Below are 22,194 nucleotides of genomic sequence, written 5' to 3'. Positions count from 1 at the left end.
AAAACGTGGCTGAAATGGTATTTACATTATTATCAATAAAACAAACTTATGGACGCCACCCCGATGAAAACCCCCGCCTTCCTGCTGTCGGCCGCGCTGCTGCTGGCCACCACCGCCGCGCACGCCCAGCAGCTCAACGCCGCCAGCCAGGGGCGCATCGAGTTCGACAGCTACACTCCCAAGACCATGTTCGACCTGGCGCGCGAGCGCCGCGAGAACTGGGCGCCGCAGAAAATATGGGGCGAGCTGAGCCTGCCCAAGCCGGCCGAGCCGGCGGCGCCGGTGCCTGCGATGGTGCTGATGCACGGCAGCGGCGGCATCGAGGCCAGCATGCAGACCTGGGTCGACGCCTTCCACGCCATCGGCGTCGCCACGTTCGTGGTCAGCAGCTTCGAGCCGCGCGGCGTCAGGCGCACGGCGGAGGACCAGACCCTGGTGCCGGCGGCGGCCAACCTGGTGGACAGCCTGCAGGCGCTGCAGCTGCTGGCCACGCATCCGCGCATCGACCCGGCGCGCATCGGCGTGATGGGCTTCTCGCGCGGCGGCAGCGTCGCCTTCCAGAGCGCGGTGGAGCCGCTGCGGCGCGCGGTGCTCAAGTCGGAGCTGCGCTTCGCGCTGCACATCCCGGTGTACGCCGGCTGCGGCCAGGTGTACTGGTCGCCGCAACTGAGCCGGGCGCCGATGCTGAACCTGGTGGGCGAGGCCGACGACTACACCGGCGCGGCCGCCTGCGAGCAGCTGGCGGCGCAGTACGCGGCGGCCGGCGCCGGCATCCGCACCATCAAGTACGCCGGCGCCCACCACTCGTGGGACGGCAACTACCCGGTGCACCTGCTGCCGCAGGCCACCACCGGCATCGCCTGCGAGGTGGTGCGCTGGGACCTGGCCAACTGGACCCTGCGCACCGAGCCGGCCGGCACGCCGATCGCGGCGGCCAAGGTGGGCGAGTATTTCGCCGGCTGCGCCAAGCGCGGCGTGCACGTGGGCCGCAACGACGCGGCGCTGCGGCAGTCGCGCCACGACGCGCTGGAATTCGCGTCGCAGGTGTTTTTCGGCGCCGCCCCGCCGAAATAAGCGCCGGCCGGCCCCATGGCTTATCATGGGCCGACATGGCGATAGCAAAAGGCGGATGTGGTGAAGATAACCCTGGTGGTGCTGGATGGCGTGCAGGCGCTGGACGTGGCGGGTCCGCTGGACGTGTTTGCCGAGGCGAACGACTTCCTGCCGAAGGAGCAGCACTATGACATCACGCTGGTCGGCGGCCGGCCGGACAGCGTGGTCTGCTCCAGCGGCATCGAGTTCAAGGTCCATTGCGACTACCTGAACCACCACGCCGACAGCGACATGCTGCTGGTGGCCGGCGGCCCGCGCTTCCCCGAGTACCGGCCGGAGCCGGCCCTGACCGACTGGCTCAAGCAGCGCGCGCGCGGCGCCCGCCGCTACGGCGCGGTGTGCAACGGCGTGTTCCTGCTGGGGCATGCCGGCCTGCTGGCGGAGCGGGAAATCACCACCCACTGGGACCACGCCGAACGGCTGTCGACCCAGTTCCCCGGCGCCAATGTGCGGCCCGACAAGATCTTCGTGCGCGACGGCAACCTGTTCACCTGCGGCGGCGTCGCCGCCGGCATCGACCTGTGCCTGGCCCTGGTCGCCGAGGACTGGGGCCACGAGCTGGCGATGAAGGTGGCCAAGCGCCTGATCGTCTACATCCGCCGCGACGGCGGGCAGTCGCAGTACAGCCCCTACCTGGCGGTCGGCCCGGACGAGGACTCGCTGGTGGCCAAGGTGCTCAAGCATGTGACCGACCACATCAGCGACGCCCTGACCATCGAGGAGATCGCCGACGCCGTGGGCGTGAGCCGCCGCACCTTCTCGCGCGCCTTCGCCAAGCATGCGCATGTGACGCCGTCGGTGTTCGTCGACCAGGTGCGCATCGACTTCGCCCGCAAGCTGCTGGAGGAGACCGACGTGCCGCTGAAGACGGTGGCCTTCCGCTGCGGCTTCAGCACCGCCACCCAGATGCGCATGATCTTCTCGCGCCAGCTGGCCACCACGCCCAAGCTGTACCGCGAACGCTTCCGCGCCGGCGACCACGGACGGGCCGCTTAGCGCATTTGGGGACATCCCGCACTCCTTTTGGGTCAGCCCGCTCACGGGCGGGCGGCGCCGGGGCAGAATGGCCTCACGCAAAACACCCCACTGGAGTCATGATGGAATCCGCTCAACTACACCCCGCCCTGCCCGCGCGCGCCATGCCGTCGGTGCGCTACCTGCCCGTCAGCCTGTTCGGCTCGGTGATGAGCGTGGCCGGCCTGGCGCTGGCCTGGCGCCTGGCCAGCAAGACCTATGGCGCCGACATCGCGGTGTCGAACGCGATCGGCATCGCCGCGCTGGCGCTGTTCGTGGTGCTGGCGCTGTCCTACCTGGCCAAGCTGTTCAGGCATCCCGAGCTGGTCAAGCATGAATTTTCGCATCCGATGATGGGCAGCTTCTTCGGCACGGTGGGCATCAGCGTGCTGCTGCTGTCGAGCGTGATCGGCGGCTACAGCGCGGCGGCCCAGCTGGTCGTGTGGACCATCGGCGCCGTCGCCACGCTGGCGCTGAGCGTGGTCATGATTTCCCGTCTGTTGAATGGCAACGCCGCGCCCACCAGCGTGGTGCCGGCCTGGCTGATCGCCGGCGTCGGCAGCCTCGATATCGTGGTGACGGGCGGCGCGCTGACGGCCGCTTGGACGCATGAGGTGAACCTGTTCGCGGCCGCCATCGGCGCGGTCAGCGCGCTGGTGTTCTTCGTGCTGATCTTCTCGCGGCTGGTGCACCAGGAGCCGCTGGCGGCGCCGATGCGGCCGTCCAAGATGATCCTGGTGGCGCCGTTCGCGGTCGGCTTCATCGCCTACGTCAACCTGGTGCACCAGGTGGACATGTTTGCGGCGCTGCTGTTCTACTTCGCGCTGTTCCTGTTCGCCATCATCGGCTATCGCCTGGCGGTGAAGCCGGCGCCGTTTTCGCCGTCGTGGTGGGCGATCGGTTTCCCGATGGCGGCGCTGTCGAATTCCGCGCTGGTCTACGCCAACGCGGTCGGCGGCGCCGTGCTGCAAGGGATCGCCGTGATCCTGCTGTTCCTGCTCACCGCCGCGGTGCTGGTGCTGTCGCTGCGCACGCTGTGGGGCCTGGCCGCCGGCCGCCTGCTGACGGCCTAGGAGCGCACATGGACCTGCCACTGAACCTGGGCCAGAACCTGGCCGACTACGACGATTTCTACGCGATGCTGAGCGACTCGCACCAGGACCTGGACGAGCATCAAAGCAAAATGCTGAGCGATCAGCTGATCCTGCTGCTGTCCAATCACATCGGCGACCTGGCGGTGTTGCGCCAGGCGTTCGCGCTGGCGCGGGTCAATGTCGAGAGGACGCTGCCGCGTTGAATCGCGCCGGCGCGAACGCCTAGCCGATCAGGACCGGCACTCGTTCGCGCAGCGCAACTGCGCTTCGATCACCCAACTGTCGAGGCGACGTCCCCAATTTTCCATGTTCACCGCACTTTCGGCATCCAGGCTTTGATAGTGGCTGCCTTCGTTCTTCGGATTCGTGTCATTGGAAAACGTCGCCTGCTCCCGGTACAACGTTGCCAGCAGATGATGGGCCGGAGCGGCCACCGCAGACTTGGGAAACAGCGGAAGTTTCGCCCACGCTTCCGGCTCCTGCCCGAACAGGAAAACCGGCCCGGCAGGCACCAGGCTGGACGGCACACGGATATCGAGATCGGCAGCGATGGCGACCGCCAGCTGCTTCCAGTTGGTATCGGGCACATCGAGCGTGCCTGGCCGCTCGGCGATGCGCCAATAGCTATCGAGCTCGCCGCCCCAGTGGGTCGCGTCCGGGAAGGCGGGGAAGCCCGCATCGTCGGGCAGCAAGGGATGCGCTAGCCACGCGGCCCGCTCTTCCCCCACGACCCAGATCTCGTGACGGTCCGCGTAGTGCACGACCACCGCATACTCGCCGCCGCGTGTGGCGCGCTGCGTGCCGAGATCGAATTCAGTGCACAGGTGCAGCGACAAGCGCACGGCCCCGGACTGCCGCAATATGCCCAGCCACAAGGTGAAGTCATCGGCCAGCAAGGCGTTGTCCAGCATGGCTGCGCAGCTTTTATTTGGCCGGCGGACGTTCGCGCGGCGGCGTCTTTTCCGCAGGAGCACGGCTGGGCACCAGCACCATGCGGCAAGTGCCGGCCATCGACTCGCCACGCGGCGTTTTCATTTGCGCGGTATCCCCTTCCTTCTTGCCCTTGCAGGCATCGAAGGCTTCCTGCGGCGGGCCGCGATGCTCCTGGGGCTGGTTCTGCGGAGCGGGTTGCTGCTGGGCGTAGGCGTTGGCGGCGGCGAGCAGCAAGGCAAGAGTAGCTATGCGGAACATGACGGTCCTTTCAGTATCGGGTGGAAGACAGGGCCATTATCGTTACTAATTGTGGAGAAAATATAGAGGCGCAGTTCAAGAAAAAAGGCCCGTAGCGCGAGCTGCGGGCCTTTCGTTTACAACTTCAAAGAAGTCGATCTTAGAACGGGATATCGTCATCCATGTCCGAGAAGTTCGGCGCTGGGCGTGGAGCCGGGCGCGGTGCTGGCGCCGGCGCGGCCATCTGCGGACGCGGCGCCGGTGCCTGGCGCTGCTGTGGCGGGGCTTCGTAGCCGCCGTCGTCCATGCCGCCGCCTTCACCCATGCCTTGACGGCCACCCAGCATTTGCATCTGCTCGGCGATGATGTCGGTCGCGTATTTCTCTACGCCGTCTTTGTCGGTGTACTTGCGGGTTTGCAGGCGGCCTTCGACGTAGACCGACGAACCTTTTTTCAGATACTGGCCGACGATTTCAGCCAGGCGGCCGAAGAACGAGATACGGTGCCACTCGGTGAGCTCTTTCTGCTCGCCGGTGTTGCGGTCCTTCGATTTGTACGATGTCGCCACAGCAATGTTGGCGATCGCGTCACCGCTAGGCATGTAGCGAATTTCCGGATCGCGACCCAGATTGCCGACGATGATGACTTTGTTGACTGATGCCATGTATGAAACTCCTGAGTAACGACGGCCGTCCCCTCGGGACGGGCTATGTATGGAAAAGCTAAACGACGATTATAGACGATGCCGCCGACCACCCACCGAAATTTCCGTGCAGACCAAGTTGTAACGTCGCAAGAAAATACTGGTATTATATACAGTGTCGAGCCACCGGAACGCGATCCAGCGCAAGGTCGGCGCAAGTAATCAAACCCGGCTATAGTAACGGGTTGACCCGAAAGGCAAAAAATCCATGGAACAGATCCGCATCCGCGGCGCACGCACGCACAACCTCAAAAACATCAATCTCGACCTGCCACGCAACAAGCTCATCGTGATTACCGGCCTGTCCGGCTCCGGTAAGTCCTCGCTGGCGTTCGATACGCTGTACGCCGAGGGCCAGCGCCGCTATGTGGAATCGCTGTCGGCCTATGCCCGCCAGTTCCTGCAGTTGATGGAAAAGCCCGACGTCGACCTGATCGAAGGCCTGTCGCCGGCCATCTCGATCGAGCAGAAAGCCACCTCGCACAATCCGCGTTCGACGGTCGGCACCGTGACCGAGATCCACGACTACCTGCGCCTGTTGTATGCGCGCGTCGGCACGCCCTACTGCATCAACCACCCGGACCACGCGCTGGCCGCGCAAACTGTCTCGCAGATGGTCGACGCCGTGCTGGCCATGCCGGAAGCGACCAAGCTGATGATCCTGGCGCCGGTGGTGGCCAACCGCAAGGGCGAGCACTCCGACCTGTTCGAGCAGATGCAGGCCCAGGGCTTCGTGCGCTTTCGCGTGCAGAGCGGCACCCACGACGCCAAGATCTACGAAGTGGACGACCTGCCCAAGCTGAAGAAAACCGAGAAGCACACCATCGACGTGGTGATCGACCGCGTCAAGGTCAGCGCCGACATCAAGCAGCGCCTGGCCGAAAGCTTCGAGACCGCGCTGCGCCTGGCCGACGGCCGCGCCGTGGCCTTGGAAATGGACAGCGGCGCCGAACACGTCTACTCCAGCAAGTTCGCCTGCAACGAGTGCGGCTATTCGCTGCAGGAGCTGGAACCGCGCCTGTTCTCGTTCAACAACCCGATGGGCGCCTGCCCGGAATGCGACGGCCTCGGCCACATCGAGTTCTTCGATCCCAAGCGCATCGTCGCCTTCCCGAATTTGTCCTTGGCCTCCGGCGCGGTCAAGGGCTGGGACCGCCGCAACCAGTTCTACTTCCAGATGCTGTCCAACCTGGCTGCCTACTACGAGTTCGACCTCGACCTGCCGTACGAGCAGCTGCCGAAGACCGCGCAGGAAGTGATCCTGCACGGCTCGGGCAAGACCAACATCCCGTTCACCTACGTCAATGAGCGCGGCCGCACCGTCATCAAGGAACACGCCTTCGAAGGCGTGGTCACCAACCTGGCGCGCCGCTACCGCGAAACCGATTCGATGGCGGTGAAAGAGGAGCTGGCCAAGTTCATCAACGAGAAGCAGTGCCCGTCCTGCCACGGCGCGCGCCTGCGGGTGGAAGCGCGCTTCGTCAAGGTCGGCACCGGCAAGCAGGAAAAGGCGATCTACGAGATCGCCGAGAAGCCTTTGCGCGACACGCTGTCCTTCTTCGAGCAGCTGAAACTGAAGGGCGCGAAAAAAGAGATCGCCGACCGCGTGGTCAAGGAGATCATCTCGCGCCTGCAGTTCCTCAACAACGTCGGCCTCGACTACCTGTCGCTGGACCGCAGCGCCGACACGCTGTCCGGCGGCGAGGCGCAGCGCATCCGCCTGGCCTCGCAGATCGGCTCCGGCCTGACCGGCGTGATGTACGTGCTCGATGAACCGTCGATCGGCCTGCACCAGCGCGACAACGACCGCCTGATCGAAACGCTGAAGCACCTGCGCGACATCGGCAACAGCGTGCTGGTGGTGGAGCACGACGAGGACGCGATCCGCACCGCCGACTACATCGTCGACATGGGCAAGGGCGCCGGCGTGCACGGCGGCGACATCATCGCCCAGGGCACCTTGCAGGACATCCTGAAGAACAAGAATTCGCTGACGGCCCAGTACCTGAAAGGCACGCTGAAGATCGCCGTGCCGAAGAAACGCCACGTGGCCGATCCGGACAAGCAGCTGGTCATCACCGGCGCCACCGGCAACAACCTGAAGAAGGTCAACCTGCACCTGCCGGTCGGCCTGATGACCTGCGTGACCGGCGTGTCCGGCTCCGGCAAGTCCTCGCTGATCAACGACACGCTGTACCCGGCCCTGTCGCGCCACCTGTACGGCTCGCAGACCGAACCGTCGCCGCACGACTCCATCAGCGGCCTGGAACACTTCGACAAGGTGATCTCGGTCGACCAGGCGCCGATCGGCCGCACGCCGCGCTCGAACCCCGCCACCTACACCGGCCTGTTCACGCCGATCCGCGACCTGTTCGCAACCGTGCCGACCGCCAAGGAACGCGGCTACAGCGCCGGGCGCTTCTCGTTCAACGTCAAGGGCGGCCGCTGCGAAGCCTGCCAGGGCGACGGCGTGATCAAGGTCGAGATGCACTTCCTGCCGGACGTGTATGTGCCGTGCGATGTCTGCCACGGCAAGCGCTACAACCGCGAAACGCTGGAAGTGCACTACAAGGGCAAGAACATCACCGAGATCCTCGACATGACGGTCGAAGATGCGCACGAGTTCTTCAAGCCGGTGCCGCTGATCGCGCGCAAGCTGCATACGCTGCTGGACGTGGGCCTGGGCTACATCAAGCTGGGCCAGAGCGCCACCACGCTGTCGGGCGGCGAGGCGCAGCGCGTCAAGCTGTCGCTGGAGTTGTCCAAGCGCGACACCGGCCGCACCTTGTACATCCTCGACGAGCCGACCACCGGCCTGCACTTCCACGATATCGACTTGCTGCTGAAGGTGATCCATCGCCTGCGCGACCAGGGCAACACGCTGGTCATCATCGAGCACAATCTGGACGTGATCAAGACGGCCGACTGGATCGTCGACCTGGGACCGGAAGGCGGCGCGGGCGGCGGCCAGATCATCGCCGCCGGCACGCCGGAAGACGTGGCGGCCAATCCTGCCAGCGTGACCGGCAAGTATCTGGGACCGTTGTTGAAGTGATGGCGGTGAAATAGCGGAATCCGGCGGCGTCCGCTCATCCATTCTTGATTTTAGGCAATTCGTCTCGCACCAGCCTCAAGGACAATGCAGTCATGCATCTTCCTTGGGGCTGGCCATGCGTATCAACGAAAATGATTTCGTCAGAGTTGTCCTGGCGCTGGGCGCAATTGGATTGGCGAGTGTCGCGCTGACCGCCTACACGTCGCAATGTATGGAGTACGAGCAGCAGATGGAGCTCGTCAGGCACTTCTACATTGACTATCTTTCCGTCCCGGAGGGACTGCAGCGGTCATCAGCCAGCACCTTCTATTCCCACGAGCTGATCCAGCTAAAGACAGCGCGGCGGCAACTTTGCGAAAAACTCTCGCGACATGGTGATAGCTGCGACTATGAGCACGGCGAAGCATTGATCGCCGCTCCAAAAGTGAGCTCTGGCTTCACCTTCGACAAAGCTGGGTTGATGGCGATCCACTCCGGGAACAACGCCGTCGACGTTCTCCTCCAACCACGTTCCGAAAACGAAAACACCAACCATATTGGACTGCGCTACCTGCTGGTCAAGCAAGCGGATGGGTGGCGCGTGGACAATGTCCTGTACCGCAAGTGGGGGGTGTTCTCCGCCGACAGCAACATGCGCCGGGAAATCAAGAGACAAAACGAGAACATGCTCAAGCGGGCGACTCCAAGAGTGGAAGGCAAGGTGGTCGCACTGGATGCCTTGTCCTACACCTTCCAGGACCAGGGGTGGATAACGAAGATCGATCTCAGCAAAGCTGCCCTCTCGAAAGCCCGTCATGAAAATCAATAAAGCGCATATCCTGCCGTTCGCTTCGCTGTTGGTCGCCACCGTGTTTGCGATTGCCTCGCTGCTGGCCTACAAGGCGCAGTTCGAAGCAGGACAACTCACCTTCATCACGAATTTTTACACAAGCTATCTGTCCAATCCAGGCAGGCGCACGCCGCCGCCTGCGGGATCGTTCTACTCGGAAGAACTTGAAACCCTGCTGGCAACCAATCATCGACTTTGCGCCCAGTTGGCGCACGGGGACGAGATCTGCGGCTACGACGCCGATGGCGATATCTTCCTGGACACGCAGGAAACCGCTCCTGATCTGGACTTCAACAAGGCCAGGTTCAAAGCGATCCGCTCCGGCAAGCGCACTGTCGATGTCTCTTTCAACGTATTCCCCAGCGAAGGCAAAAACTATGACCGCCAGATACGTTATGTGCTGAAAATGGAAGATGACGGCTGGCGCGTGGATGACATGCTAGTGGGCAGCAACGGGACTTTCGACATCGCGAATGCGATGCGGCGGGAAATCCAGCATGAGAACGAGGAACTGCTGGCCCGCGAACGGACCAGCTCAGAAGCCGCCATGAAGGCAGGCGCGCTGCATTGAGCACCCCTGCCTTCGACAAAACCCAACTAGCTTACTGCGCCGCGGCGGTGCGGGTCTGCTTCAATTTCTCGGCGCCGACCCAGTCCTTGATGTGCGATTCCAGCACATCCATCGGCAATGCGCCCGCGCCCAGCACCTGGTCGTGGAAGCTGCGGATGTCAAAGCCCGTGCCCAGCTCTTTGCGGGCATAGTCACGCAGTTCGAGGATCTTCAGCTGGCCGATCTTGTAGCCCAGCGCCTGGCCCGGCCACACGATGTAGCGGTCGGTCTCGCTCTGCACTTCCACTTCCTCGATGCCCGAGTGGTCGTGGAAGAAGTCCACCACCTGCTGGCGGTTCCACTTCTTGTAGTGCAGGCCGGTGTCCACCACCAGGCGGATCGCGCGCAGCATCTCATCCTGCAGGTGGCCGTAGTAGCTGTACGGGTCCTGATAGAAGCCCAGCTCCTCGCCCAGACGCTCCGAGTACAGCGCCCAGCCTTCGGCATACGCCGTGTAGTTGCCCTGCTGGCGGAAGGTCGGCAAGCCTTCGATCTCCTGCGCGATGGTCAGCTGCATGTGGTGGCCCGGCACGCCTTCGTGCAGCGCCGTGGTTTCGATGTCGATGGTCGAACGATGCTCGAAGTCGCCGGTGTTGACCATCACGCGGCCGGCGCGCTTGCCGTCCGGCGAACCTGGCATATAGGCCGCCGCCGATGCGCCCTTCTCGCGGAATTCCTCGACCGGCTTGATTTCCACTTTACCCTTCGGCAGCACGCCGAACTGCTGCGACAGCTGGGTGTACATCTGGTCCGTATATTTCTGGTACAGGTCGATGATTTCCTGGCGCGATTTCGGATGCAGCTCCGGCTTGGCGGCCACCGCCTTGTTGAAGCTCTTCAAATCCTTGTAGCCCAGCTTTTGCGCCGTCGCCAGCATCTGCGCTTCGATGCGCTTGACCTCGGACAGGCCCAGTTGATGGATCGCTTCCGGCGACATCTCGGTGGTGGTCGAGGACTTGGCCTTGTAGGTATAGCGCGCCGCGCCATCCGGCAGCGACCACATGCCGACATCCATGCGGCCGTAAGGCGCATACTTGGTCTTGGTGAACACGGCCAGCTTCTTGTAGGCCGGGATCACGTCCTTCTGCACCGCCGCCAGTACTTCCTTGCTCAGGCGCGCCTTGTCGGCGTCCGAGAACTCTTTCGGGAATTTTTTCAGCGGCTCGGCGAACGGCGAATCGGCCGGCTTGATGGCCGCCACGTCCTCGCATTGCTTGACGATTTTCGGGATCAGGAATTTCGGCGGCATCAGCTTGTCGTGCACGCCCTTCTCCATCTGCACCCGGGTCTCGTCGAACAGCTTGGGCAGCGCGTGCAGGCGGACGATGTAGTCCTCGTAGTCCTTGACGGTGTCGAACGGCAGCGCCGACACCAGCTGCGGCGCGTCGATGTGGATGCCGGAGTTCTGCGCCAGCGGCATCTCCCATTCCTTGAAGCGCCCGCCTTCCACGTTCTGGCGCAGCTGGCGCACCATCAGCTCGCGGTTCAGCTGTTCCTGCAGCGGGAAGCCGGTGGTGTCCACCGCTTCGAAGCGCTTGAGGAAGTCGGCCGTGATCTTGAGGTCGGCGTCGATGCCGGCCTGCGAGAAGTCGGACCACTTGTCGTTGTAGCGCTTGTCGCCCAGCAGCGACGCCCATTCAGGGCTGGAGCGCATCGTGTATTCCCACTGTTCCTTGATCAGGGAGTTCAGTGCTTCGCGGCGACCCGCCAGGTCGGGAGCTGCCGTGTCGGCATGGGCCACGCCCAGGATCAGGGAAAACAACAGGGCGCTGGCGACGCCGATACGGGTAGTTGCAGTTGTCATGTCTATAGGCCTATCAGGAAAAATGTTGAGCATGCACTGTAGGCCTGCGCCCGCGCCAGCGCGCGCAAATTGCGCTGGAATGTTGAAACAAGGGCATGAAATGCATTTTCCGGCGACAGGCGAAATCAGTGCGCCAGCAAGTCCCCGGCGGCGCGGAATATCCGGCTGGGATTTTCCGCCATCAGCGTCTCGACCGTGTTGAAGCCCCAGGCCACGGCGCCGAAATCCACGCCGGCTTCGGCCGAGACCTTGGCGTCGCGGATCTCATCGCCGATCAGCATGGTGTGCTCGCGCGCGACGCCGGTGGCGGCCAGCACCTTGCGTATCTTCGGCAGCTTGCCGAACAGCGAGGCGCCGCATTCGAATTGGCTGAACAGGCCGGCCAATTCCGGTCCCAGCACGTTGACCACATTGCTGCGCGAGTTGGAGCTGACCACGGTCAGTATCACACCCCGCGCCTTGAGCGCGTGCAGTACCTCTGGCATGCCGTCGAACAGGCGGATGTCGGCCACGCTGCGCCCCATGGTTGAACGCATGAAGGTGGCGATGGCCGGCACCTTCCACAACGGGATCTCGTGGACCGCCATCATCTGCCGCGCGTCGAGCTGGCGCAGCGCCTGAGTACGGCTGCGGTCCATGCGCTTGAAGCCGTATTTGTCGGCCGCCTGGTCGAACACGTCGACGAACACCGGCAGCGTATCGGCGAGCGTGCCGTCGAAATCAAAGATGATCAGTTTGTGGTTCAAGCGGTCCTCAGAACAGTACGAAGTCCTCGTTGCAGCTGGGTAGCGAACGCAGGACGCACCACAGCGGGCTGCGGTAGGCAAAGTATAGTCCGACGGGGATCAACATCAGCAAGGCGGCCATCACATTCTCCTTTTCGCACACATGTGCGAAATTAGTTTCAAGAAAACCGCAGACGAGCTGCGGCCGGGTTTATTCCATGTCGTTGAAGCTTTTGTAGGTCGAGATCAGCCGGCTGAAGGCGCGCTGCATATGGCGCCCGGCCTGCTCGTCGCGCAGGAAACGGGTATCGTGCATCAGCCCCACGATCAGGCTGTAGATTTCGTAGACCAGCTGGCCGGCGTCGGTGTCGGGCCGCAGATGGCCCAGCTCCATCGCCTGCAGGATGGTCTTGCGCAGCGAGGCGCGCCAGGCCAGCACGCCTTGCTGCAGGCGGTCGCGCAGCGGGCCGTCCTGGTCGTCGAACTCGAACGCGCCGGCGCTGTACAGGCAGGCGTTGCTCAGGCCTTCGTTGCAGGCGCGCCGCGACCAGGCGCTGACCATGGCCATCAGGCGCGGCAAGCCCTTGGGCTGCTGCAGCGAGGGCAGGAAGATGTCCTGTGCAAAGCGGCGGTCGTATTCGTCGAGCACGGCGGCCTGCAGGGTCTCCAGCGAGCCGACGCGGGAAAACACGCCGCTCTTGCTGATGCCGGTGCGCTTGGCCAGCTCGCCCAGCGACAGCTTGCCGATGCCATCGGCCGCCGCCATGTCCAGCGCGGCGTCGATGATGGTGGCGAAAGTCGCTTCGCTTTTTGCGGTCAAGGTGTCCATGGGTCGAACTTTAGCACACCCGTGCGAAATAGCCAGCGTTATTTTTCCTTTTTGCCGTCCAGCGTGGCGATGGTGGCGGTGCTGGGCGGGCGCTGCGCCTGCAAGCGCCGGGCCACGCGTTCGGCTTGCTCGAAAGTGCGCAGCATGTTTTCACCGGCCAGTTTTTTCAGGTCGGCGTCGCTCCAGCCACGGCGGATCAGCTCGGCGAACAGCTCGGGATATTTGGACACGTCCTCCAGCCCCACCGGCGTAACCCCACCATAGAAATCGCTGGCGATGCCGACGTGGTCGTGGCCGGCGGTCCGGGCGACGTAGTCGATATGGTCGGCCACATCCTTCAACGTGGCCTTGGGCGATGGGCCGTGTTCCTTGGTGTAAGCGTCTTCTATGCGCTTGAGCTCGGCGTCGCCGGCGATTCCCTTGCTCAGTTTCTCGAGCCCGTCGCCCCAGGCCATGGCGTCGCGGTTCACAAACGGCGGCACGAAAGTGACCATCACCACGCCGCCGTTGGCGGCCATGCGCTTGAGGATGGCGTCGGGCACGTTGCGCGGATGGGCGACCAGCGCAAACGCCGAGCTGTGCGAGAAAATCACTGGGGCGGCGCTGGTGTCGAGCACGTCGCGCATGACGTCGGGCGAGACGTGGCTGATATCGACCAGCATGCCGAGGCGGTTCATTTCCCGCACCACTTCCTTGCCGAAGGGGGTGAGGCCGTGGTGGCGTGGAGCATCCAGCGCGGCATCGGCCCAGTCCAAGGTCACGTTGTGGGTCAGCGTCATGTAGCGCGCGCCGAGGCTGTAGTAGGCGCGCAGTGCGCCCAGCGAGTTTTCCAGCACGTGACCGCCTTCCATGCCCAGCAGCGAGGCGACCTTGCCTTGGGCCGCGATGCGGCGCACGTCCGCCACCGACAACGCCAGCTCCATCGCCTCCGGGTATCTGGCGATCATGCGCCGGGCGATGTCAAACTGCTCCAGCTGCACTTTGGCGTAGCCTTCCTTGGTCTCGCCCGGCACGAAGATCGACCAGAACTGCGCGCGCAGCTGACCTTGCTTCAGGCGCGCCACATCGGTCTCGCCGCTGGTGGTCTTGCGCATGTCGTAGGCCTCGACATCCATCGGCGCCTTCGGATCCTCGCGGATGGTCCAGGGCAGGTCGTTGTGGCCGTCCAGCAGGATGGTGGATTTCAGCAGCGTCCGCGCATGGGCCAACGCCGCATCGTCGGCGGCGACGGCAGTAAAAGGCAGGACCAGGGCGAGCAGCAAAACTGGAAGGCGCGACATGAAATATCCGATCAGGGAGAGGGAAACAAGTCGGCCGATACTAGCATGCTGGTCCATCGCGCAAAAAAAACAGCGCGCATGGGATCACCCACGCGCGCTGTTTTCGGTCTCCTCCAGGCCGGCTTATCGTGCCAGGCGCTTCTCCAACTCAGCCTTGACGGCGGTCAGTTCGGTAGGCAGATGGTAGGCCAGCTTGGCGAACAGTTCATCGTGCAGTTTCAGCTCTTCGCGCCAGGCGTCCTTGTCGATCGAGGTGATGGTCTCGAACTCTTCCGGCGAGAACGGGATGCCGTCCCACTTCAGGTCGCCGAAGCGCGGGGTGGTGCCGAAGATGTTTTCGACGCCGCCGGCCGTGCCTTCGATGCGTTCCAGCATCCACTTCAGCACGCGCATATTGTCGCCGAAGCCAGGCCAGACGAAGTGGCCCTGGTCGTCGGTGCGGAACCAGTTGACGCAGTAGATCTTCGGCAGCGTGGCGGCGTTGACCTTGCCCAGCTTCTCGCCCAGGTTCAGCCAGTGCTGGAAGTAGTCGCTCATGTTGTAGCCGATGAACGGCAGCATCGCGAACGGGTCGCGGCGCACGATGCCCATCTGGCCGGCAGCGGCGGCGGTGGTTTCCGAACCCATGGTCGCGGCCATGTAGACGCCTTCCACCCAGTTGCGCGCTTCGGTCACCAGCGGCACGGTGGTCGAACGGCGGCCGCCGAAGATGAAGGCCGAGATCGGCACACCGGCAGGATCGTCCCAGGCCGGATCGATCACCGGGTTCTGGGTCGCGGCCACGGTGAAGCGGGCGTTCGGGTGGGCGGCCTTGGTGCCGGAGGCCGGCGTCCAGTCCTTGCCCTGCCAGTCGATCAGGTGCGACGGCGCTTCCTTGGTCAGGCCTTCCCACCAGATGTCGCCGTCGTCGGTCAGCGCGACGTTGGTGAAGATGGTGTCCGAACCCAGCGACGCCATGCAGTTCGAGTTGGTGCGGGTGTTGGTGCCCGGCGCCACGCCGAAGTAGCCGGCTTCCGGATTGATCGCGTACAGGCGGCCATCGGCGCCCGGCTTGATCCAGGCGATGTCGTCGCCGATGGTGGTGACTTTCCAGCCGTCGAAGCTCGCCGGCGGGATCAGCATGGCGAAGTTGGTCTTGCCGCAGGCCGAAGGGAAGGCCGCCGCGACATAGTGCTTCTTGCCTTCTGGCGATTCAACGCCCAGGATCAGCATGTGTTCTGCCAGCCAGCCGGTGCCGCCCGCTTGCGCGTCCTGATGGCCCATGTTGGAGGCGATGCGCAGCGCGAAGCACTTCTTGCCCAGCAGCGCGTTGCCGCCGTAGCCGGAACCGTAGGACCAGATTTCGCGGGTCTCAGGGAAGTGCACGATGTATTTGGTGGCGTTGCAAGGCCAGGCGACATCCTTCTGGCCGGCGGCCAGCGGCGCGCCGACGGTGTGCACGCACGGCACGAACTCGCCGTCGGTGCCCAGCACGTCGTACACGGCCTTGCCCATGCGGGTCATGATGCGCATATTGACCGCCACGTATGGCGAGTCCGACAGTTCCACGCCGATGTGGGCGATCGGCGAACCCAGCGGGCCCATCGAGAACGGCACCACGTACATCGTGCGGCCGGCCATGCAGCCGTCAAACAGCGGGTTCAGGGTGGCGCGCATTTCCGACGGCGCCATCCAGTTGTTGGTCGGGCCGGCTTCTTCCTTGGTGTTGGAGCAGATGTAGGTGCGGTCTTCGACGCGCGCGACGTCGGTCGGGTCGGAGCAGGCCAGGTAGGAATTCGGACGCAGTTCCTGGTTCAGCTTTTTCATGGTGCCGGCGGCAACCATTTCGCCGCAAAGGCGGTCGTACTCTTCCTGGGAGCCGTCGCACCAGTAGATGCGGTCCGGTTTGGTCAGGGCTGCGATTTCCGCTACCCAGTTGATCAACTTTTGCTGCTTGATGTAAGCTGGGACGTTGAGCAGTGCTGCAACGCCACCCATGACGGGTTGATTCATACTACCTCCAATGCTAATTAAAATTCTGCATGCGGCAGGATCGTCGTCAGCTTTTGGCTTGCGCTCAGATGCCCATTCGAAATGGGTCGGCGGGGTCACGGCGGTCTTGCGCGGCCCGGATTCATGATCGACAGGCCTTATTTTTGAGGCGATTGTACACCCGTCAATAGCTGTTCCAGTCAAAAATGTAGGAGAATTAGTTGAGTAAAGTAGTAAGCTATTCAGGTTCTTTTGCAAGCCGTTATTTCCCTACGAAATTCCTCATAAAATCGGTTATCTTCCATGAAAATTGCGATTCTCGACGATTATCAGAATGCCACGACCACGCTGGCCTGCTTGGATTTATTGCGCGGACACGACGTTAAAGTCTTCAATAACTCGACCCGCGGACTGGGCCAGCTGGCGATCCGCCTGGCCCCGTTCGACGCACTGGTGCTGATCCGCGAGCGCACTGCGCTCAACCGCGCGCTGCTGGCCAAGCTGCCCAATCTGAAGCTGATTTCGCAGACCGGCAAGCTGGCCGGCCATGTCGACGTCGAGGCCGCGACCGAGCTGGGCATCGCGATCGCCGAGGGCGTCGGCTCGCCGACCGCGCCGGCCGAGCTGACCTGGGCGCTGATCATGGCGGCGGCGCGCAAGATCGTGCCCTACGCGTCCAACCTGAAGGACGGCCTGTGGCAGACCGCCTCCATCAATCCGCAGCTGAACGGGCTGGGCGTGGTGCTCAAGGGGCGCACGCTGGGCATCTGGGGCTACGGCAAGATCGGCCAGGTCATCGCCGGCTACGGCCGCGCCTTCGGCATGCAGGTGATCGTGTGGGGCAGCCAGTCCAGCCGCGACAAGGCGGCCGCCGACGGCCACGGGACGGCGGCCTCGCGCGAGGCGCTGTTCGAGCAGGCCGATGTGCTGAGCCTGCACCTGCGGCTGCACCCGGACACGCGCGGCATCGTCACCGCCGAGGACTTGGCGCGCATGAAGCCGAGCGCGCTGTTCGTCAACACCAGCCGCGCCGAGCTGGTGCAGCCCGGCGCGCTGGAGCAGGCGCTGCCCCAGGGCCGCCCGGGCTGCGCCGCGCTGGACGTGTTCGAATCCGAGCCGCTGGCGGCCGACAGCCCGCTGCTGCGCATGCCGACCGTGCTGGCGACGCCGCACCTGGGCTATGTGGAGCAGGATAGCTACGAGCTGTATTTCCGCCACGCGTTCCAGAACATCGTCGATTTCGCCGCCGGCAGCTGCGACAAGATCAACAACCCGGATTACAAGGCCAACGCGCGCTAGCTAGTCGGTCTGTTCGGGGATTTCCGGCAGGCCGGTCAGGTTGATGCGGGGGGCCGGCATGGCGTGCACCTTGCTCCACAGGCCGGCCCAGCCGGGCGGCCAGGTGATGTCCGGCCCGGCGTACGGCGGCAGGGTGGCGCGCACCGGCACCACCGGCACCGGCGGCATGTCGATCAGCGGGCCGCCGTCGGCACGCTGCATGTCCAGGCTGTACATATAGCCCGGCAACAACGCGTCGCACACGCTGGCGAACCAGGCCGTGTGGTCCTCGTCGCGGCCCAGCGCCTGCGCCAGCCCTTGCGGGTCGAACCGAGCCAGCGCGTGGATCAGCTCCTCGGTGGTGGCGCCCGGCGTGTCGCCCCAGCCCAGCACCGGATTGACGTTGTAGTCGGCGCCCGAGCCATACCAGCCCTCGCGCCACGAACGCTGCATCCAGTCGCGCTGGCCGGTGAACAGGTGCCAGCGCCAGTGCAGCCCAGACGGCTTGGGCCAGGAATACAGGTAGAGCCGCTGATAGCCGGCCTCGTGCAGCGCGCGCACCAGCGCCATCAGGCGCGCGTGCGGCATGCGGTCGGGCGGGGCGCGGCGGAACAGGATGGCTTCGCCGTCGGCGAACTGCACCTCGTCGGTGGACAGGTTCAAGTCCAGCGTCCTCGCCTCGCTGCCGAAACGGGCCGAGATCCAGCCGGTCAGCAAATTGACCGACGTGATGACGCCGTAGCCGCGATGGCGATGGAAAATGACGGTTCCGGGAGCAAGCGCTTTCATGGTATCGAAACGAACAAAGAAACCAGTGTAGCCATAGTATGCCCAACTTTCCAGCCCGCCGACGGACTCTTTTCGCGTTCTTGGGCGCTTGCGGTTTGGGTTATGATGCAGATCATTTTAATCTGCCTGAGCTTTCATCATGACCCTGCGCATCCTCGCCACCGGCGGCACCTTCGACAAACACTACAACGAACTGAACGGCACCCTGGGCTTCGCCGACAGCCATGTGCCGGCGCTGCTGGCGCGCTGCCGCCTGACGGTGGACGTGGCGCTGGAACAGTTGCCGCTGATGGATTCGCTGGACATGGTGGACGCCGACCGCGAGCGCATCCTGGCCTCGTGCCGCGCCGCCAGCGAAAAGGCGATCGTCATCATCCACGGCACCGACACCATGCCGCAGACCGCCGCCGTGCTGGGACCCGCCGGCCTGGGCCAGACTATCGTGCTGACCGGCGCCATGATCCCTTACGCGATCGAAAATTCCGACGCGATGTTCAACCTGGGCTTTGCCGCCGGCGTGGCGCAGACCCTGCCGCCGGGCGTGTATGTGGCCATGAACGGCAAGATCTTCGCGTGGGATAACGTGCAGAAAAACAAAGCGGCCGGAGTGTTCCAGCCGCTGTAAGAACCTGCTTACTTGCGCGGAGGCGCCAGCAAGTCCTTCGTCTCCGGCAACAGAGTAGTCAATCGCAAGCCATCCGGCGCGGCCAGCATGCCGGCCGCCTCCTTCAGCCCGCCCGGCATCGCCAGCGACGACTGCCCGGCCGCGACCGGCTGGCAGGCCTCGCCGAAGGCCGCCAGCGCCTCCACCATGCCGCCCACCTTCATCCGCAAGGACGGGCCGCCCTGCGCCGTCAGGTGCGGCAGCTTGGCCGCCGCCAGCGCCGCCATCTGCGCCGTGCTCAGGCCGGCCGTCTGCGCGGTCGTGAACACCACCGCCTGCGCCGTCGTCAGCGCGCCGATCTGCGCGGTCGACAGCACCGCCAGCTGCGCGCTGCTCAGGGCCCGCAGGTCGCGCGTTTCGATCGCCGCCAGGTCGTCCGCACCCAGCGCCGCCAGCAACGGCTTGCTCAGCGCCGCCACCTGGCTCGACGTCAGCGCCACGATCTGATCCGTGGTCAGCACGTCGCCGCCGGCGATGTGCGCGGTCGGCAGCGCCGCGATCTGGCGCTGCGACAAGGCGGCGATCTGCCCGGTGCCGAACGCCTGCAACTGTTCCGGCAGCAGCTGGGCGATGGCGCTGGTGCTCAGGCCGCCGACCGCCGTCGTGCTCAGCGCGGCCAGGCCGTCGCTGCCCAGGCCGCGCAACTGCGAGGCCGCCAGCGCCGCCGCTTGGGCCGCGCTCAGCGCCGCCACCTGCATCGTCGACCACGCCGCCAACTGCGCCGTGCTCAAACTGCCGACTACCTGCGACGACAGCGCCGCCAGCTGCCCGGTGCGTATCGCCGCCACTTCCTCCGCGGTCAAGGCCTGGTACTGGCGCGAGGTCAGCACGCCGAACTGCGTGACCGTCAAGCCAGCGAACTGTTCCAGGCTCAGGCCGGCCAGCGCGGCGGTGGTCAGCACCGCCACCTGGCGTCCGAGCAGCGCGCCGATCTGGCTGCTGGTCAGCGCCGCCAGCGTGGCCGGCGCCAGGTTGGCGATCACCGAGGTGTTCAGCCCCGCCAGGTCGCTCAGCTGCAAATTGGCCACCACCTCGGCCGACAGCGCGGCGAACTGGGTGCTGTTGAGCATGGAAGCCTGGCCGGCCGACAGCGCGTTGATCCGGTCGCTGCCCATGGCTTGCAACTGGTCGGTACGCAGGCCCACGATGGCGCCGAGCCGCAGCGCGGCGATTTCCGCCGTCTGCATCTGCGCCATCACGTCGCTGGACAGGGCGGCGATGTGCTGGCTGCCCAGGCCGGACGCCTGGGCCGTGGTCAGCCCCAGGATCTGCTCGCTGCCCAGCACCGCCAGCTGCGCGGTGCGCAAGCCGTAGATCGCCGCCGCGCTCAGCGCCGCGAAGTCCTGCGCCTCCAGCGCCGCCACCGCCTCCAGCGACAGCGCGGCGATCTGCACGCCGCTCAGCGTGGCCGCCTGCGCCGTGCTCAGCGCGACGGCCTGCTCGACCGTCATGCCGGCCAGCGCGGCCGGCTTGAGCTGGGCGATCTGCGCCGTGCTGAGCAGGCCGATCTGATGTTCCGCCCCGCCCAGCACGGCAAACTGCGCCGAGTTCAGCCCGCCGAACACCGTGGCCGGCAGCGCCGCCAGCGCGGCCGGCGACAGCGCCGCCAGGTTGGCGGTCGACAGGCCGGCCGCCGACGCCGGGTTCAGCTTGGCGAGCTGCGCCGTGCTCAAGGCCTGGAATTGTTCAATGCTCAGGGCGTTCAGGCTGGCCGAGCCGAAGGCAGTGAGCTGGCGCGCCGTCAGCGCGCCGATGCGGTCCGGGTCCAGCAGCGCCAGCAGGCGGGTCGACAGGCCGGCGATCGCGGTCACCCCCAGCGCGGCCAGGTCGGCGGTCTCGATCGCGGCGAAGGCTTCGCTGTCGAGCGCGTTGACCTGGCTGCTGCTCAGCATGGCCACCTGCGCCGTGGTCAGCGCGGCCCATTGTTCGCCGTTGAGGGCGGCCATCTGGCGCGTCTTGAGGCCGGCGATGGCGCTCGCCTTCAAGGCCGCCAGGTCGCTGCCGTCGAGCGCGACGATGGCCTGGGTCGACAAGCTGCCCAGCTGCGTCGCGTTCAATGCGGCGGCCTGGGCGCTGGTCAGCTGCGCCGCCTGCTGCGCCGTCAGGCCCGACAGCGCTGCGCTGCCCAGCGCCGCCACCTGCGCGCTCGAGAACAGGCCGAAATCGCCGTCGCCGCCGGCGCCCAGCGCGGCCAGCTGGGCCGAGCCCAGGGCCGCCATCACCGCCACCCGCAGCGCGGCCAGGCTGGCGCCGTCGAGCGCCATGATGTCGGCGGTCGACAGCACGCCGAACTGGCGCGCGGTCAGCGTGGCCAGCTGGGCGCTGCTCAGCGCATGCAGCTGGGCCGCCTGCAGCGTGTGGAATTGCGCCGTGCTCAGCGCGCCGATGACCGCCGCGCCCAGCGCATGGATGCGCTCGGCATCGAGCGCCTGGATCTGGCTGCTGCCCAGCGCCACCACCTGGCGGCTCTGCAGCGCGTGCAACTGGTCCAGGGTCAGCGACAGCAGCTGCTCAACGCTCAGCACGCCGATCTGGCGCGAGCCCAGCGCCGCGACATCGGCCGTTTCAATCGCCGCCAGCTCGGTGGCGCTCAGCTGCTTCATCAGCGCCGTGCTCAGCGCGCCGATCTGCAGCGTGGAAAACGCCGCGATCTGGTCGGCGCTGAACATGTCTTCGCCCTCGCGGCGCAGCAGCGGCAGCGCGGCCACCTGGCCGGGCTTGAGCGCGGCGATCTGGCCGGCGCTCAGCGCGTGCACCTGCTCCGGTTGCAGGTTCTCGATCAGCGCGACCGCCAGCATGTTGACCTGCCTGGTGCCGATGGCGGCCAGCGCCTCGGGCGACAGGCCACGGATGCCCTTCGCGCTGAGCAGTCCAGCCTGCCCCACCGTCAGCCCCGCCAGTTGTTCCGGCGTCAGCGCCGCCATGAAGGCGGTCGATTGCGAAACCTGGTTCAGCGAGTAGGTGCGCAAGGCCGCGAAGTCGGCCGGCTGCAGGGCGCTGACGCTGGCCGCCGGCAGCGCCGCCAGTTGCGGGCCGGTCAGGGTATTGGCCTGCGCCGTGGTCATCGCCGCGATGTACTCAACGCCCAGGTGGGCCAGGTCGGCGGTGGTGAGCCGGCTGATCAGACGGGTGCCGCCGGCGGCAAACTGCTCCGGGGTCAGGCTGCTGTCGAAGGTCATGGTATTTCCTTTTTTTAATGAAGTGGTAGCGCGCTTGAGTTGAGGGAAAAGGAAAGATTAAGGATTTGCTATGCGCGCAGGCAAAAA

General features: G+C 65.1%; 19 protein-coding genes. 9 read left to right on the top strand and 10 right to left on the bottom strand.

Annotated features, from left to right (window positions below; genetic code table 11):
* Window positions 1–63: 63 nt before the first annotated feature.
* From D0T21_RS30990 to D0T21_RS30975, 4 genes are all read left to right on the top strand, one after another.
* Window positions 64–1,074 (top strand): dienelactone hydrolase family protein, encoded by a 1,011-nt coding sequence (locus D0T21_RS30990; RefSeq protein WP_116993852.1) that lies wholly within the window; start codon window positions 64–66, stop codon window positions 1,072–1,074.
* Window positions 1,075–1,134: 60 nt separating this feature from the next.
* The gene (locus D0T21_RS30985) at window positions 1,135–2,109 is read left to right on the top strand and encodes a GlxA family transcriptional regulator (protein ID WP_229211710.1); all 975 of its coding nucleotides are present in this window, start codon (window positions 1,135–1,137) and stop codon (window positions 2,107–2,109) included.
* A gap of 98 nt (window positions 2,110–2,207) precedes the next feature.
* Window positions 2,208–3,200, top strand: coding sequence for an SLAC1 anion channel family protein (locus D0T21_RS30980; RefSeq protein ID WP_116993800.1), 993 nt, complete (start codon window positions 2,208–2,210; stop codon window positions 3,198–3,200).
* Between the two features lie 8 nt (window positions 3,201–3,208).
* Window positions 3,209–3,424 carry a DUF2783 domain-containing protein gene (locus tag D0T21_RS30975; RefSeq protein ID WP_199538629.1) on the top strand — a complete coding sequence of 72 codons (216 nt, stop codon included), beginning with the start codon at window positions 3,209–3,211 and terminating at the stop codon, window positions 3,422–3,424.
* Between the two features lie 27 nt (window positions 3,425–3,451).
* Here the strand turns inward: D0T21_RS30975 and D0T21_RS30970 are convergent, their stop codons facing one another.
* The 3 genes from D0T21_RS30970 to ssb form a co-directional block, all read right to left on the bottom strand.
* Window positions 3,452–4,132 (bottom strand): hypothetical protein, encoded by a 681-nt coding sequence (locus tag D0T21_RS30970; RefSeq protein WP_116993801.1) that lies wholly within the window; start codon window positions 4,130–4,132, stop codon window positions 3,452–3,454.
* Window positions 4,133–4,145: 13 nt separating this feature from the next.
* Entirely contained in the window at window positions 4,146–4,412 is a 267-nt protein-coding gene (locus D0T21_RS30965; protein ID WP_147328218.1) for a hypothetical protein, read from the bottom strand.
* A 139-nt stretch (window positions 4,413–4,551) separates the two neighbouring features.
* On the bottom strand, window positions 4,552–5,055 hold the full coding sequence (gene ssb / locus D0T21_RS30960; RefSeq protein WP_116993803.1) for a single-stranded DNA-binding protein: 504 nt from the start codon (window positions 5,053–5,055) through the stop codon (window positions 4,552–4,554).
* Window positions 5,056–5,302: 247 nt separating this feature from the next.
* Between ssb and uvrA the strand changes: the two genes are divergently transcribed.
* The 3 genes from uvrA (at window position 5,303) to D0T21_RS30945 (ending at window position 9,549) form a co-directional block, all read left to right on the top strand.
* Window positions 5,303–8,149 carry an excinuclease ABC subunit UvrA gene (gene uvrA / locus D0T21_RS30955; RefSeq protein WP_116993804.1) on the top strand — a complete coding sequence of 949 codons (2,847 nt, stop codon included), beginning with the start codon at window positions 5,303–5,305 and terminating at the stop codon, window positions 8,147–8,149.
* Between the two features lie 115 nt (window positions 8,150–8,264).
* A complete protein-coding gene (locus D0T21_RS30950; RefSeq protein WP_147328217.1) occupies window positions 8,265–8,957 on the top strand; it encodes a hypothetical protein in 693 nt (230 codons plus the stop codon).
* Window positions 8,944–9,549: a DUF3828 domain-containing protein gene (locus D0T21_RS30945; protein ID WP_116993806.1), complete on the top strand. Its 606-nt coding sequence runs from the start codon at window positions 8,944–8,946 to the stop codon at window positions 9,547–9,549. The genes D0T21_RS30950 and D0T21_RS30945 overlap by 14 nt, the downstream gene beginning before the upstream one ends.
* 31 nt (window positions 9,550–9,580) lie before the next feature.
* Here D0T21_RS30945 and D0T21_RS30940 read toward each other — a convergent pair whose 3' ends face one another.
* The 5 genes from D0T21_RS30940 to D0T21_RS30920 all read right to left on the bottom strand — a co-directional run bounded on the left by D0T21_RS30940 (window position 9,581) and on the right by D0T21_RS30920 (window position 16,218).
* Window positions 9,581–11,392 (bottom strand): DUF885 family protein, encoded by a 1,812-nt coding sequence (locus tag D0T21_RS30940; RefSeq protein ID WP_116993807.1) that lies wholly within the window; start codon window positions 11,390–11,392, stop codon window positions 9,581–9,583.
* 125 nt (window positions 11,393–11,517) lie between these two features.
* Window positions 11,518–12,138, bottom strand: coding sequence for an HAD hydrolase-like protein (locus D0T21_RS30935; protein WP_116993808.1), 621 nt, complete (start codon window positions 12,136–12,138; stop codon window positions 11,518–11,520).
* Between the two features lie 190 nt (window positions 12,139–12,328).
* On the bottom strand, window positions 12,329–12,946 hold the full coding sequence (locus D0T21_RS30930) for a TetR/AcrR family transcriptional regulator (RefSeq protein ID WP_116993809.1): 618 nt from the start codon (window positions 12,944–12,946) through the stop codon (window positions 12,329–12,331).
* Between the two features lie 38 nt (window positions 12,947–12,984).
* On the bottom strand, window positions 12,985–14,226 hold the full coding sequence (locus tag D0T21_RS30925; protein ID WP_116993810.1) for a dipeptidase: 1,242 nt from the start codon (window positions 14,224–14,226) through the stop codon (window positions 12,985–12,987).
* 123 nt (window positions 14,227–14,349) lie between these two features.
* On the bottom strand, window positions 14,350–16,218 hold the full coding sequence (locus D0T21_RS30920; RefSeq protein ID WP_116993811.1) for a phosphoenolpyruvate carboxykinase (GTP): 1,869 nt from the start codon (window positions 16,216–16,218) through the stop codon (window positions 14,350–14,352).
* A gap of 282 nt (window positions 16,219–16,500) precedes the next feature.
* On the opposite strand from D0T21_RS30920, the gene D0T21_RS30915 reads away from it, so the two are divergent.
* Window positions 16,501–17,496 carry a D-2-hydroxyacid dehydrogenase family protein gene (locus D0T21_RS30915; protein WP_116993812.1) on the top strand — a complete coding sequence of 332 codons (996 nt, stop codon included), beginning with the start codon at window positions 16,501–16,503 and terminating at the stop codon, window positions 17,494–17,496.
* Here the strand turns inward: D0T21_RS30915 and D0T21_RS30910 are convergent, their stop codons facing one another.
* Window positions 17,497–18,264 carry an L-asparaginase gene (locus D0T21_RS30910; RefSeq protein WP_116993813.1) on the bottom strand — a complete coding sequence of 256 codons (768 nt, stop codon included), beginning with the start codon at window positions 18,262–18,264 and terminating at the stop codon, window positions 17,497–17,499. It abuts the gene before it with no gap.
* A 139-nt stretch (window positions 18,265–18,403) separates the two neighbouring features.
* Between D0T21_RS30910 and D0T21_RS30905 the strand changes: the two genes are divergently transcribed.
* Window positions 18,404–18,889: an asparaginase domain-containing protein gene (locus tag D0T21_RS30905; protein WP_116993814.1), complete on the top strand. Its 486-nt coding sequence runs from the start codon at window positions 18,404–18,406 to the stop codon at window positions 18,887–18,889.
* A gap of 8 nt (window positions 18,890–18,897) precedes the next feature.
* On the opposite strand, the gene D0T21_RS30900 is transcribed toward D0T21_RS30905, so the two are convergent.
* Window positions 18,898–22,107 (bottom strand): hypothetical protein, encoded by a 3,210-nt coding sequence (locus tag D0T21_RS30900; protein WP_116993815.1) that lies wholly within the window; start codon window positions 22,105–22,107, stop codon window positions 18,898–18,900.
* Window positions 22,108–22,194: the final 87 nt, after the last annotated feature.

This window comes from Duganella sp. BJB476, from assembly GCF_003416895.1.
In the GTDB taxonomy this organism is placed as follows: Bacteria; Pseudomonadota; Gammaproteobacteria; order Burkholderiales; family Burkholderiaceae_D; genus Rugamonas.
The sequence above is the reverse complement of the archived record's forward strand: the minus strand, read 5'-3'. Positions and strand labels throughout refer to the sequence as shown.